General features: G+C 59.5%; 14 protein-coding genes. 4 read left to right on the forward strand and 10 right to left on the reverse strand.

Going from position 1 to position 12,377, the window contains the following annotated elements; all coding sequences use genetic code 11:
* Window positions 1-17: 17 nt before the first annotated feature.
* Both AAIH70_RS04195 and moaB read left to right on the forward strand, forming a co-directional pair.
* Entirely contained in the window at window positions 18-899 is an 882-nt protein-coding gene (locus tag AAIH70_RS04195; RefSeq protein WP_245519095.1) for a 4-(cytidine 5'-diphospho)-2-C-methyl-D-erythritol kinase, read from the forward strand.
* Between the two features lie 20 nt (window positions 900-919).
* Window positions 920-1,474: a molybdenum cofactor biosynthesis protein B gene (gene moaB / locus AAIH70_RS04200; RefSeq protein ID WP_430033218.1), complete on the forward strand. Its 555-nt coding sequence runs from the start codon at window positions 920-922 to the stop codon at window positions 1,472-1,474.
* A gap of 51 nt (window positions 1,475-1,525) precedes the next feature.
* On the opposite strand, the gene AAIH70_RS04205 is transcribed toward moaB, so the two are convergent.
* Window positions 1,526-2,488 carry a hypothetical protein gene (locus tag AAIH70_RS04205; RefSeq protein ID WP_207908237.1) on the reverse strand — a complete coding sequence of 321 codons (963 nt, stop codon included), beginning with the start codon at window positions 2,486-2,488 and terminating at the stop codon, window positions 1,526-1,528.
* A gap of 94 nt (window positions 2,489-2,582) precedes the next feature.
* The gene (locus tag AAIH70_RS04210) at window positions 2,583-3,095 is read right to left on the reverse strand and encodes a glycosyl transferase (RefSeq protein WP_132272825.1); all 513 of its coding nucleotides are present in this window, start codon (window positions 3,093-3,095) and stop codon (window positions 2,583-2,585) included.
* A 132-nt stretch (window positions 3,096-3,227) separates the two neighbouring features.
* Here AAIH70_RS04210 and AAIH70_RS04215 point away from each other — a divergent pair, with 132 nt between their 5' ends.
* Together AAIH70_RS04215 and AAIH70_RS04220 are read left to right on the forward strand one after the other, a co-directional pair.
* Window positions 3,228-4,385: a PA0069 family radical SAM protein gene (locus AAIH70_RS04215; protein WP_132272824.1), complete on the forward strand. Its 1,158-nt coding sequence runs from the start codon at window positions 3,228-3,230 to the stop codon at window positions 4,383-4,385.
* 396 nt (window positions 4,386-4,781) lie between these two features.
* Complete coding sequence (locus AAIH70_RS04220) at window positions 4,782-5,447, forward strand: ribonuclease HII (protein WP_132272823.1); 666 nt, start codon at window positions 4,782-4,784, stop codon at window positions 5,445-5,447.
* Between the two features lie 9 nt (window positions 5,448-5,456).
* Here AAIH70_RS04220 and AAIH70_RS04225 read toward each other — a convergent pair whose 3' ends face one another.
* The 8 genes from AAIH70_RS04225 to AAIH70_RS04260 all read right to left on the reverse strand — a co-directional run bounded on the left by AAIH70_RS04225 (window position 5,457) and on the right by AAIH70_RS04260 (window position 12,305).
* Complete coding sequence (locus tag AAIH70_RS04225; RefSeq protein ID WP_132272822.1) at window positions 5,457-6,764, reverse strand: hypothetical protein; 1,308 nt, start codon at window positions 6,762-6,764, stop codon at window positions 5,457-5,459.
* 211 nt (window positions 6,765-6,975) lie between these two features.
* Window positions 6,976-7,461, reverse strand: coding sequence for a F0F1 ATP synthase subunit B (locus AAIH70_RS04230; RefSeq protein ID WP_132272821.1), 486 nt, complete (start codon window positions 7,459-7,461; stop codon window positions 6,976-6,978).
* Window positions 7,462-7,464: 3 nt separating this feature from the next.
* Window positions 7,465-8,088 (reverse strand): F0F1 ATP synthase subunit B, encoded by a 624-nt coding sequence (locus AAIH70_RS04235; RefSeq protein ID WP_132272820.1) that lies wholly within the window; start codon window positions 8,086-8,088, stop codon window positions 7,465-7,467.
* 89 nt (window positions 8,089-8,177) lie between these two features.
* Entirely contained in the window at window positions 8,178-8,405 is a 228-nt protein-coding gene (locus AAIH70_RS04240; RefSeq protein ID WP_028750571.1) for a F0F1 ATP synthase subunit C, read from the reverse strand.
* Window positions 8,406-8,474: 69 nt separating this feature from the next.
* A complete protein-coding gene (locus AAIH70_RS04245; RefSeq protein WP_132272819.1) occupies window positions 8,475-9,227 on the reverse strand; it encodes a F0F1 ATP synthase subunit A in 753 nt (250 codons plus the stop codon).
* Between the two features lie 75 nt (window positions 9,228-9,302).
* Window positions 9,303-9,653: an AtpZ/AtpI family protein gene (locus tag AAIH70_RS04250; protein WP_132272818.1), complete on the reverse strand. Its 351-nt coding sequence runs from the start codon at window positions 9,651-9,653 to the stop codon at window positions 9,303-9,305.
* Window positions 9,654-9,893: 240 nt separating this feature from the next.
* A complete protein-coding gene (locus AAIH70_RS04255; protein ID WP_165932007.1) occupies window positions 9,894-11,081 on the reverse strand; it encodes a cell wall hydrolase in 1,188 nt (395 codons plus the stop codon).
* Window positions 11,082-11,330: 249 nt separating this feature from the next.
* Entirely contained in the window at window positions 11,331-12,305 is a 975-nt protein-coding gene (locus AAIH70_RS04260) for a magnesium transporter CorA family protein (protein ID WP_430033226.1), read from the reverse strand.
* Between the last annotated feature and the right edge of the window lie 72 nt (window positions 12,306-12,377).

Below are 12,377 nucleotides of genomic sequence, written 5' to 3' on the forward strand. Positions count from 1 at the left end.
ACGGCGGCCCGTAACGCATGACCGAAATGCCAGTCGTGACGGAAGTGGCGCGAGCCAAGATCAATCTCGCGCTGCATGTCACCGGCCGGCGTGCCGATGGCTATCACCTGCTCGACAGTGTCGTGACCTTTTGCGACACCGGCGACCGGCTGCAGATTTCTGCGGCCGGTGAAGACACGTTCTCCGTCTCCGGCCGGTTTGCCGATGCGCTGGGTCAGCCATCCGACAATCTGGTGCTGCAAGCCCGTGACGGCCTGCGCCAGCGTCTTGCCGCAGCCGGCATCGACACTCCACCTGTCGCCATCTATCTCGAAAAGAACCTGCCCGTCGCCTCCGGCATCGGTGGCGGCTCTGCCGATGCGGCCGCTGCCCTGCATGGGTTGCTGCGCGTGTGGAACGCCGACCTGGAGCCTCAGGAAGGAACCGCGCTCGCCCTGTCTCTGGGGGCAGATGTGCCGATGTGTTTTGCCGGCCAGCCGCTGGCCGCGCGCGGCATCGGTGAGGAGATTGCCCCTCTGCCGCAGATGCCGGCCATGGCGCTGGTTCTTGGCAATCCGCTGATCGGCGTGTCGACACCGGCCATCTTCAAGGCGCTGCAGAACCGCGACAATCCGCCGGTCGGCCCGCTGCCCTCCTCCGATACGCTCAGTGACTGGATCGATTGCCTGAGCGCCTTGCGCAACGATCTGGAGCCGGCGGCCACCACGCTCGTTCCCGAGATCGCCACGCTGCGGTTTATGCTCGATGATCGCGGTGCGCTGCTGTCGCGCATGTCCGGCTCCGGCGCCACCTGCTTTGGCATTTTCCGCAGTTTGCAAGAAGCACAGGCAGCCGCATCGTCGCTCGCCGCCGAGCGTCCGCACTGGTATTTCTGCGCCACCAGCACCATGTCTGCCTGAAAACAGCACGGAGGATACCCATGAACCGGATCGACGAAAGCCGCCCTTTCATTCCCGTCGGCATTGCCGTGTTGACCGTCTCCGACACCCGCACGCTGGACGACGACCGTTCCGGCGACACGCTGGTTTCGCGCATCACCGAGGCCGGCCATGTGCTCAAAGGCCGCGCCATCGTGCCCGACGACAAGGGGCAGATCGCCGCGCAGGTGAAGGCGTGGAGCGAGGACGACAATATCGATGTGGTCATCACCACCGGTGGCACCGGCTTTACCGGCCGCGACGTGACACCGGAAGCGATCGAGCCGCTGTTCGAAAAGCGAATGGAAGGCTTTTCCGCCGTGTTCCACCGCATCTCCTACGACAAGATCGGCACCTCGACCATCCAGTCGCGTGCCACGGCCGGCGTTGCCAATGCCACCTATATCTTTGTTCTGCCCGGCTCCCCCGGCGCCTGCAAGGATGCCTGGGACGGCATATTGAAACCGCAGCTGGACTATCGCCACATGCCCTGCAATTTCATCGAGATATTGCCGCGGCTGGATGAGCATCTGAAGCGCGGCACGGGCAAGGCGTGAGGGGCAGGCCAGACCCAGTGATGTCGGGTAAAGCCTCCTGCTGCACTGCAGTCAGCCGTCCGAAAACTCAGCCACAAGCTTTTTGTAACTCTGTGCGTGCAATTCGCATGCTTTATCGATTTTGTCCTGTGCGCCCGTCAGCCGGCGCTGACCACGACCCAGCAAAAGTGCCTGATGGGGAACGCGCTCGTATCTCTTGCCATCCGAGCCGACAAACAGATCTTCGAAACGATCGAACTCCTCGATGGGCATTCGAAAACGAATGTCTCTTTCGACAATTTCCTCGATGTTTCCGCCGGATTTATAAAATGCCGGCCGCACCGCTCCATCCACACGCGGGCAATTTGCTTCAACCCAGGCGAAAACCTCCAGTGGAAACGTATGCATGGAAACATCCAGCTTTCGCAAATTGGGCAATGCCCTGATGGGCGATAATGGCTGATCCACTTTCGGCCCCTTGATGAGATGCAGCCCCAGATGTTCCAGACCATCCAGCGAGGACAGAAACTCAAAACTGTCGACCGGCTGAGGCCGATCGAAGGTTCCGTGAATGCTCAGATATTTCAGGCTGCCGGCACCCTTCAGACCTGAAAAATCCGAGACACGCCTCAGGTTTTCAAGATGCAGCGCTCTCAACTGCTTCAACTCTGCGAGGGGCGAAATATCACTGAAGCCGGACACATATTCCAGGATTACCTCCTCCAGATTCTGAAGACGCGCCAGAAAGCCGATATCCTTCGGTCTTGCGTGCGTGATCCGCAGACGCTTGAGACGCCAAAGCCTCGAGACAAACGCAAGCTGCTCGTGGCTCGGCGAATGAAGCGTCAGTTCCTGAAGATTGGGGAATGTCTCGATCAGCTCCCAGTTGGCATCGTCACTGCTGATCGTCGCGATGGAGACCAGCTTTTGTCCGCTCGTCCATTCCGGCATTTGATAGGCATATCGCTCGACATTCGGCAAAACCGTCCAGTGCCCGCCGCTGCGATCGAGCACGTCTCCGAAATGATGTTTCATGCTGCTGCCGCCTCAACCCAGGGGTAAAATACACTTTCTCAAAACCACATCGAGCATCAACGAATGATTGGGAGCGATAAATCCTGCGCTCGACCTAACCCCTTGCAGCCCAGGCCGGCACCATTTCGCTGATCAGCGTAAAGGCCTTCTGGTTTTGCGCCAGCTGCGACAGCGGCATGCCGGATTTGGCGAGTGCGATCGCCTGTTTCTTCGGCAGAACAAAACCGTATTCCAGCGGCGGCACACGACGGCTCAGACGCTTGAAAAAAGACGGGCGGTGATTGCGCGACGGCGAGAATTTTGCCGGCTGCCGGTTCATCGCCACATGCTCGCCAAGCTCGTCGATCCAGCCGATCTGTGGCCGCGCGCCGGGCTCGATCAGAAGCAGCCATTCGCCGCGCACGGATCGCAATATGTCCTTGATATCCCAGTGGGTGTGGAAACGGCAACCGGCGGCATCGGCCACCCTTGCGGAGGCATCGCGCGAGCCGTGATCGAGCACCACGACATCGCTGACGAGGCCTTCCACGGCACCCGCCACAAGCACGGACAGGGTCTGTGCCAGTTCCGATTCCTGATCGCGGCATTCCATGAGGACAGTCAGCATTCGTGACAGTTAGCGCATCGCAGCATGAAACGCCACTCGCTGTTTCTCGCAATTTTGTTCTTGCAATGTTCTCATTTGTCCGATAGCAATTCAGTCACAGCGGTGGCGCAATGCCTGCCGCGGGAGATTCCGATGAACGAGCTGTCAGACCTCAGGCAGGGTGCGCTAGCACCTGGCCATACGGCAGATATTGCCAACGCACTGGTGAGCGCCTCCGGTCTCAGGATCGAGATCGATCGGCGGCGTGGACGTGGTGCGGGCATCAACCCGAGCGGCCGTTTCGAGGAACAGCGCCGCGAGGCTTTTGACGACGGCTGGCAGTCGCTGGAGGAACTCGAGCCTTTCCGCACCGAAGTGCAGGTGGAAAAGCCGCGCACGGCAATCACCCGCAATGACAGTCCCGATATCGGCTTCGACCGCTCGATCAATCCCTATCGCGGCTGTGAGCATGGCTGCATCTATTGTTTCGCCCGGCCCACCCACAGCTATATGGGGCTTTCGCCGGGGCTGGATTTCGAGGCGAAACTGTTTGCCAAGCCGGATGCGCCCAAACTGCTGGAGCGGGAACTCAGCCGCCCGGAATACAAGGTGCGGCCGATCGCCATCGGCACCAATACCGACCCCTACCAGCCGATCGAAAAGGAGTGGCGCATCATGCGACAGCTTCTCGAAGTGCTGCAGAAGGCCAATCATCCGGTGCTGATCGTCACCAAGGGATCGCTGATCACCCGCGATATCGACATTCTTTCCGACATGGCGTCGAGGGGGCTGGCCAAGGTGGGGATTTCGGTGACGACGCTCGACCGCAAGCTGGCGCGGAGCATGGAGCCGCGCGCCGCGACGCCGTCCCGCCGGCTGGACACGATCAGGACGCTGACCGAGGCCGGCATTCCGACGGCGGTGATGGTGTCGCCGGTCATTCCGGCGCTCAACGATCACGAGATCGAACGGGTACTGGAGGCGGGACACGCCGCCGGTGCTCGCGAGGCAAGTTATGTTCTCCTGCGCCTGCCGCTGGAAGTGGCGCCGCTGTTTCGCGACTGGCTGCTGCAGAACTACCCGGACCGCTACCGGCATGTGATGAACCTGGTGCGCTCGATGCGCGGCGGCAAGGATTACGATGCCGACTTCACCAAGCGCATGAAGGGGGCAGGTCCCTATGCCTGGCAGATCGGCCGCCGTTTCGAGATGGCGACCAAACGACTGGGTCTGGCCCGGCGCGGCATGTCCTTGCGCGACGATCTGTTTGTGCGGCCGGATGGAGGGGGCGTGCAGTTGTCGTTGTTATGAGGGCAGGCCTCCTTTGAAATAAGGAAATTGCTGATGAGTTGAGAGAGGGTGTGGCTTGCTCCCAATGATCTCCCCCCATGTGGGGGAGATGTCACCGAAAGGTGACAGAGGGGGGTAAGCAACAGTGCGGCAGATGGGGCGTAGAGGCATTTGCGCCAGGATTACCCCCCTCTGCCCTGCCGGGCATCTCCCCCACATGGGGGGAGATCGGATGGGCGCACTGTCGATCCTTCAATCAGCTTTTCCATAGCGCCTACAGACAAAGAATTTCGACACGGTCCACCGCCGCTTTCCGTCTCGAAAAACCCCGGCTCTCGCCGCCCCTTGGCGAGGAAACGTTGCCGCCGTTATGCCGGGGCTTGCAGGAGATCGGGTCGGCGTGCGATTTTCGCCGCCATGAAAAGAAGCACGCCGCCCGATTCTCCCAAACTGTTCGATCCCCTGCCGCTGAAACCCGATTTCAGCATCGAGGACGCCGCACGCGCCGAAGGTCTCTGGCCGGTGGCCGGCACCGATGAGGCCGGTCGTGGCCCGCTCGCAGGCCCGGTCGTTGCCGCCGCCGTCATTCTCGACCCGCACAACATCCCGGCAGGGCTGAACGATTCGAAAAAACTCAGCCTGAAACAGCGCGAAAAACTGTTCGATGCGATCATCGCTACTGCTCAGGTGTCGATTGCCTCATCCGGCCCGAAACGGATCGACGACATGAATATTCTGCGCGCCAGCCTTGATGCCATGCGGCGCGCGGTGGCGGGGCTGGAAACGCCCCCTGCCCTCGTGCTCTCGGATGGTCGCGACGTTGTGCCGGGCATCACCTGCGCGGGCCGCGCCGTCATCAAGGGCGATGCCCGCTCGGTCTCCATCGCCGCCGCTTCCATCGTTGCCAAGGTGACGCGTGACCGCATGATGGCGCGGGCCGGCGCTGTGTGGCCTGCCTATGGGTTTGAAGGACATGCGGGATATGGCACGGCGCAGCACCGGGGCGCTATCGAGGCGCACGGGCCGTGCGTGCTACACCGGATGAGTTTTCGGCCGTTGAAGAAGGATGAGGTGGATTTCTGATGATTAATATTACTGCTCAATGACCTTCAGCCTGTCGAACAAGGCGGCGATTTCATCGGTAGCTTCAGACCAGTTCTTCAACTCATTGAGCGGCAACGAAAACGTATAGGTTTCAACCGTGCCCGTTGCCGTCACGTTACATCTCCGCTCCGAAAACAACCCGGAAAGGCAGCTTAGAACCATATGTCTGGCCGATTTTGGATCCATGCCGGAAAAAGTGATGGTTTCTCCACGCAACATTGTTTGAACGTCTAATTCTGAAAAATCGCTCAATGTAGACAGCGGCTTACTAAGTCGCGGAATGCGTGGTGTTGGATCACGGAAGCTAAGCGTTGCGTCTTTGAACCCACGGGGCAACACCACCCTGTTTTTTTCGGAGGCAACAGCCGAAATTCTCAGTACTTCAGGTGTCGCGGTGGCACTCAGCTCCGTAGGCACAGAGAAGATGTATGCCCCAATTGCAAAGACCTGATCCTCAATGTCATTCTCAAGCAAGGCTCGAGAATGAGTAGTTTGAGGAAAACAGGAGCCATAGGCGCCACGCGTACTTTTATTGAAGCGTTGCTGCCGGATGGACCAATCCGCCACAACAAAATTGTTCTTGTCGCGCACGAGCGCAATTAAATGCGCACCATCATTCTCTTTGCGAAGAGAGAAAAAACCGATGTCATCAATCCTGGGACTACGATTGCGCCATCCCGACGGTGTGATCAGGCACCAAGGGCGCCCTTCGGCAAGCTTTTCTGCTCCATCAATAATCCTTTGTGTTTGCCATGATCCATAAAAAGAGATGGATGCCGAAACCCAGAAAGCGGCCCCGACCGGTAACCAGACATGTTTCGGTCGCCAAAAAGCAATCGCTACGCCCATCACGCCCATGGCTACAGCAATACTGATATCCAGCATGTAACCGCCGGAACTTCCGCCCAATGCGGATGCAATCTTGATTGTGATATAGAAGCCGGCATTACCGCCAATCGCTGCCAGAAGCACATAGTCTACCCATCGATACGGGCGGGCGTCTGAAAACAAACCCAGTGATTCGAGAGTGAGATATTTGAGCGCCGCGGCGATGGCGAAGCGAATTGCCATCGCCGTGGCAATTGCCATCATAAACAATGCCTTGATGGCTTCGCCTACCGCGTCCGAAATATTCGGAGCCGCAATCGGTCCGGAAATAAGCTCACCTGCCAGAAATGCCAGCGCCGCCAGGGCCGCCGCCCTCCAGGCAAGCCCCAGTGGCAGAAACGGACTGACCGAACCGAGCATAAAGCAGGCCAATAAAAGGGCGTTTACCAGGTAACCTGCGACGCTCATGGAGTTTCCCAACGGCCAGATATGACATTGCGCCGCTGTGTGTATTGTCCACCCGCCCGGTTCACCAGTTTATTGTGCCAATGAGGTTAACTGACGCGCTCTTCATTTAAGGCGCTTGCACCGACGTGCTGTCAGACACTTGTCCATACCAAAACAACAAAAAAGCCGGGCGTCACCACCCGGCTTTCAAACTTAAACCCGATCAAAGCGATCAGTTCAAACGTGTCTTCACCTGTGCGACGGCGTCGGAGAAGAGAGCCTTCTGCGTTGCGGCATCGGTCTTGGCGGCGATCACCTTTTCGGCGGCAGCGACTGCGAGATCGACGGCGGCCGAGCGGACCGAGTTGATCGCGTCGGTTTCAGCTTGGCGGATCTTCTGTTCCGAAAGCGCGTTGCGGCGGGCGACGAATTCTTCCGTCTTCTGCTTTGCTTCAGCGGCCAGCGCTGCGGCTTCGCGTTCGGCGGCAGCAACGATGTTGGCGGCGTCCTGTTCGGCTTCCTTGCGCTTCTTCTGGTATTCGGCCAGCAGCGCCTGGGCTTCTTCACGCAGACGCTTGGCTTCGTCCAGCTCTTCGCGGATGTTGGCGGCGCGCTTGTCCAGCGAGCGGCCCATCATGCCCGGAACCTTCAGATAGGCAATCAGCGCGAGGAAAAGGATCAGGCCGACGAGAGCGTAAAATGTTGCGTCAAAAGCCATGGATCAGGCTCCCTGCTTGGCGGCAGTGACCGCGGTCTTGATCTCGGCATCGGTGGCCTTGGCGCCGATCAGCTGGTCGACGATGACCGATGCTGTTTCGGAAGCGATATCGCCGACGTTTGCAAAGGCCTTGGCCTTGATCTCGCCAATGCTGGCTTCTGCGGCTGCAAGCTTGGCGGAGAGTTCCGCTTCGATTGCGGCGCGGTCGGCGGCTGCCTTGGTCTTGGCGGCTTCGCGGGCTGCATCGGCAATGCCAGCGCCCTTGGCGCGTGCAGCTGCCAGTTCCTTTTCGTAGGTCTCGACGGCTGCATCGGCTTCGGCCTGCATGCGGCCGGCTTCGGCAAGATCGGCGGCGATGCGGTCATGGCGATCCGTCAGGATCGCTGCGAGACGCGGGCCGAGAACCTTCTGGATCAGAAGGAAGAACAGGCCGAAAGTGATGACGAGCCACAGAAGCTGCGAAGCAAAATGGGCGCTGTCGAAAGGCGGGAATACGCCGCCAGCATGGGCGCCATCATGAGCAACACCAGTTTCGGTATGCACTTCGGCCGCAGGAGCGGCGCCCGGTGCAACCGGCGTCTGTGTGGCGTCCGGCGCGGTCTGCGCATGTGCCGGTGTCACGAGCATCATCACCTCCAGGTGGAATTCGAATATCGAAGATGGCGGCCACCCTCAAAGGAGCCGCCGCCATCCGTATGCAATCAGTTCGCCGCGAATTAAACTGCGAAAAGCAGCAGGAGCGCGATGAGCAGCGAGAAGATGCCCAGAGCTTCCGTAACGGCGAAGCCGAATACCAGACGGCCGAACTGGCTGTCAGCGGCAGACGGGTTGCGCAGGGCGCCAGAGAGGTAGCTGCCGAAGATGTTGCCGAGGCCGAGGGCCGTGCCGGCCATACCAAAGCAAGCGAGACCTGCGCCGATGAACTTTGCTGCTTCCGCTTCCATGATGATCTCCTTAGAATGGGTGTTGCGGCTGATGACTGACGCCTTCAGGACGCCAATGGGTAGTTATCCTTAGTGCCCGCCGGGGTGAACTGCGTCGTTGAGGTACATGCAAGTCAGTACCGCGAAGACGTAGGCCTGGAGGAAGGCGACGAGGAATTCGAGACCGGTCAGAGCGACGGTCATGATGAGCGGCAGGATCGCGCCTCCGATGCCAAGCGCGCCGAGCGTGCTGAGCGAAGCAACGAAGCCTGCAAAAACCTTCAGCGTGATGTGACCTGCGAGCATGTTCGCGAAAAGACGAACGGAGAGCGAGATCGGACGCGACAGGAAGGAAATGATTTCGATGAGCACGACCAGCGGCAGAAGCACGCCCGGAATGCCCGACGGCACGAACACCTTGAGGAAATGCAGGCCGTGCTTGTAGAAGCCGTAACCGACGACCGTGCCGATGACCAGAAGGGCCAGTGCGAAGGTGACGATGACCTGGCTGGTGATCGTGTAGAAATACGGGAACATGCCGAGCAGGTTCGCAGTCAGAACGAACATGAACAGCGAAAAGACCAGCGGGAAGAATTTCATGCCGTGGCTGCCTGCGCCTTCGCGCAGCATGTTGGCGATGAATTCATAGGACATTTCGGCAACCGACTGCGCACGACCCGGGATCAGGCTCTTGGAGGCGGATGCGAAATACAGGAAGCCGGTGGCAACCGCGACGGTGGCGACCATGAACAGCGATGCATTGGTGAACGACAGGTCGACGCCGCCGATCTCGATCGGAACGATCTTGGAGATCTGGAACTGATGGATCGGATCGTTTGCCACCGCTTACCCTCTTCCTTCGCCGCGCATACCGCGCTTTGTATTCTCTTCATGTGAAACGGCTCGCGCCGCTTCTTTTCAGTCTTTACCTGTTCCGTCCTTGTCGGAAAACGGTGACGGCGCCACCATTCCAACTGAACGAAGCACATTCAGCACACCGGCACAGAAACCAAGAAGGAGCAGAATGATCAGCCCCCACGGCTTCGAAGCCGGCCAAACCAGTCCGAGGACGTAGCCCAGCATAGCGCCAACCGCGATCGCAGCTATGAATTCGGAGGATATTTTCAGTCCGAGAGCCATGCCTTTGCGGCTTGCCTCCGACTGCTCTTCCCTCGCCACCCCTGCCGCGTCGTCCACACGCTTTCCCGCAAGTTCCGCGGTCAAGCGCTTTCGGCGCTGCTCCAGACCTTCGTCCCGGTCGTCCGTCATTCGCGTCATCCTCTCCCCATCCCGTCCCGGCAAGCCGGTCCAGAGATGCCTGGGCCCGAGGAAATCGCGCCTGAAGGCCCGTTTTGAAGTCGCCGCAACATAGTTTTGCCCGCCCTCATAGTCAAGGCGTTGCAGACGCTTCATCCAGTACAAATTAACCGATGGAAATCAGTGCTTTAGTCGTTTTCGGGAGAGGAGGAGCCAAGTTTGCGAGGGAATCGGTCGCAGGTCGGCCGCGGCTCAGCTCCAGCCGCCGCCATGGGTGCGGTAGAACACATGCAGTCCGATGCGACCCACCTTCTGCATGGAACGGGCCCAGCCGGGGCGCACGTAAACGGCGTGATAATGGGTGGCGGAGCCGACTTCCGTCAGCCAGATCTTGCCGGCGGTGACGGCCATGGCGACTTCGCGGGCCATCTTCCAGTGTTCCTCGGAGCGGACACGATCCTTGATGTTGTCACAGGCGAAGGAGAACTGGCAGCGGTTGCGCCAATCCTCGTTCTGGTAAACCACGCCGCAGATCGTATCGGGATAGGCCGGGTTGCGCACGCGGTTGAGAATGACCTGGGCGACAGCCGCCTGCCCTTTGACCGATTCTCCGCGCGCTTCGAAATAGATGCCGGAGGCGAGGCACTGCTGTTCCTTGGGCGAAAAGGCTGCGGCGGGCAGCGCCGTTGCCGCCCAGGCGTGGTCCTTCGGGCCGATTTCCGGCACGAACCGGCCGGCATTCGGATCGGATTTCGACGGATCGTTGAGGATGGCGTCGAAAGGCGACTGACGGGAATAATCAGGCTTTGCCGGCGCATAGGCGGTGGCGAGAATATCCGGATTGCTGTTGGTGACCAGCTTGGCGATCATCGGGTCCATGCCGCCCTCGATCACCTTGTCTTCCTTCTTGCGGAAATAGAAGGCGGCAAGCTCGACGGCCTTTTCGCCCTTCTTGGGCTTGGCGAAGGCGACCTTTTCCGTGCCCTTTTCGGGCTGGCTGAACAGATAGCTGGTGCGCTGCAGAACGGAGCCGGCGGTAAAGGCCTTTGGCGGCTGCATACGCTCCACCGCCAGCACGCGACCCTTCTTGGCACCGCGGTTGACGCGCTCCTCGTCGGTCGTGCCGTCGCCGGGATTGTCCTTTTCCGCATTCGCCTTGCCATTGCCGACAAAGGCAACCTTGCGGCCATCGGGCAATTGCATGCCGGCGTCACCGAATTTGCCCGTGGCATTGGGAAACGCCAGTTCGGCATTGTGGATGGAACCGGCCGGCGAATTGGTCATGACCATGCGCCACTGGGCACCGTCACGCTCGAAACCGGACAGAAGATCGGTGAGATCGCCATTCGACGGAACGGCGGGAAACACGAGCCAGGCGGCAAGGCCAAAAACGGCGGGGGATGTCCACCCTTCCATACGGAACGAGGACTTGCGACGCAAAACGCTGATCGAACGCAAAACCGGGTACTCCAAGGCAACAGGCCGTATGGCAGGCTGAAAGGCAAATCGATGCCTTGAAGATGAATCATTAACCTTGATGAGCGGTTAACGCGGCCGTGGGGAGCCCCTGCAAACGCTGGGGTTTTAGCGATCTCACATAAACGTCAGCGCGGCGCGACCTTTTCGCCACGCCGCATAATGGGCAGAAATGTGAAGGAAAACCGTGTGGTTATCGGCTAGAGGACGGGCTTACAGCCAGCCTTTCCAGCGGAAGAAGAAAAACGGAATGATGGCGGAAAGCACCATGCCGAGAAGTGCCAGCGGATAACCGATCGTCCAGCTGAGTTCCGGCATATGTTCGAAATTCATGCCGTAGATGGAGGCGACCAATGTCGGCGGCAGGAACACGACCGAGGCGATGGAAAAGATCTTGATGATGGAATTCTGCTCGACGCTGATCAGGCCGAGCGAGGCATCGAGAAGAAAACCGATATTGCTGGACACGAAACCGGCATGTTCCGACAGCGTCGCAATGTCATGCGCCACTGTCTTGCAGAGATCCTCGATTTCCGGGTGGTGATGGATCTGCGGCACATTGAGCAAAAATGTCAGCATGCGCGACAGCGAACCGAGACTGTCACGCACCTTGCTGATCAGTCGGTGGTGGGCGGCGATATCGGCGAGCTTGTTTTCGAGAAACTGCGGCGGCCGGCGCGTGGCGCGCGGGCGAAAAATGTCCTTCGACAGTTCGTCGATATGCAGGACGGCGCTCTCGAGGATTTCGGCGGTGCGATCGGCGATGGTTTCCAGCAGGCGAGCAAGCAGCATCTTGCCCACCCACGGCGCCTCGGCGGGTTTGCGGCACAATTCGGCGGTAAACAGCTTGAACGACTTTGGATCGGCATAACGCACCGTCACCAGCCTGCCGCCGGTGAGGATGAAGGCGATATCGGTGATTTCGGGACTGTCGGAATCGGCCTTCCAGACCAGCGAGGCGGTCATATAGACGGCATTCTTTTCGATATAGAGCCGGCTGGAAGGCTCAAAATCCTTCAGCTCGGCGCGGGTCGGGACCTGGATGCCGAGCAGCTGCTCGACATAGCGATCCTCTTCCGGCGTCGGATCGAGCAGATCGAGCCAGACGATATCGTCGGCGAGCGTGGTCTGATTGCTCTCGATTGCCATCGGCGTGACCGAACCGTGGGAATGATAGGCATTGATCAAGATAGTTTCTCCACGGCGTCAGCGGATGCGAAAACGGTAAAAACGAAGGACGGTTCCATAAGGAAACGCTCC

The organism is Neorhizobium sp. BT27B (assembly GCF_050455485.1).
Lineage (GTDB): Bacteria > Pseudomonadota > Alphaproteobacteria > Rhizobiales > Rhizobiaceae > Neorhizobium.

Excerpts from the sequence above, each read along its gene's own strand:
- AAIH70_RS04195 (WP_245519095.1), top strand. The coding sequence starts at position 18 with ATGACCGAAATGCCAGTCGTGACGGAAGTGGCGCGAGCCAAGATCAAT.
- moaB (WP_430033218.1), top strand. The coding sequence starts at position 920 with ATGAACCGGATCGACGAAAGCCGCCCTTTCATTCCCGTCGGCATTGCC.
- AAIH70_RS04205 (WP_207908237.1), bottom strand. The coding sequence starts at position 2,488 with ATGAAACATCATTTCGGAGACGTGCTCGATCGCAGCGGCGGGCACTGG.
- AAIH70_RS04210 (WP_132272825.1), bottom strand. The coding sequence starts at position 3,095 with ATGCTGACTGTCCTCATGGAATGCCGCGATCAGGAATCGGAACTGGCA.
- AAIH70_RS04215 (WP_132272824.1), top strand. The coding sequence starts at position 3,228 with ATGAACGAGCTGTCAGACCTCAGGCAGGGTGCGCTAGCACCTGGCCAT.
- AAIH70_RS04220 (WP_132272823.1), top strand. The coding sequence starts at position 4,782 with ATGAAAAGAAGCACGCCGCCCGATTCTCCCAAACTGTTCGATCCCCTG.
- AAIH70_RS04225 (WP_132272822.1), bottom strand. The coding sequence starts at position 6,764 with ATGAGCGTCGCAGGTTACCTGGTAAACGCCCTTTTATTGGCCTGCTTT.
- AAIH70_RS04230 (WP_132272821.1), bottom strand. The coding sequence starts at position 7,461 with ATGGCTTTTGACGCAACATTTTACGCTCTCGTCGGCCTGATCCTTTTC.
- AAIH70_RS04235 (WP_132272820.1), bottom strand. The coding sequence starts at position 8,088 with ATGCTCGTGACACCGGCACATGCGCAGACCGCGCCGGACGCCACACAG.
- AAIH70_RS04240 (WP_028750571.1), bottom strand. The coding sequence starts at position 8,405 with ATGGAAGCGGAAGCAGCAAAGTTCATCGGCGCAGGTCTCGCTTGCTTT.
- AAIH70_RS04250 (WP_132272818.1), bottom strand. The coding sequence starts at position 9,653 with ATGACGGACGACCGGGACGAAGGTCTGGAGCAGCGCCGAAAGCGCTTG.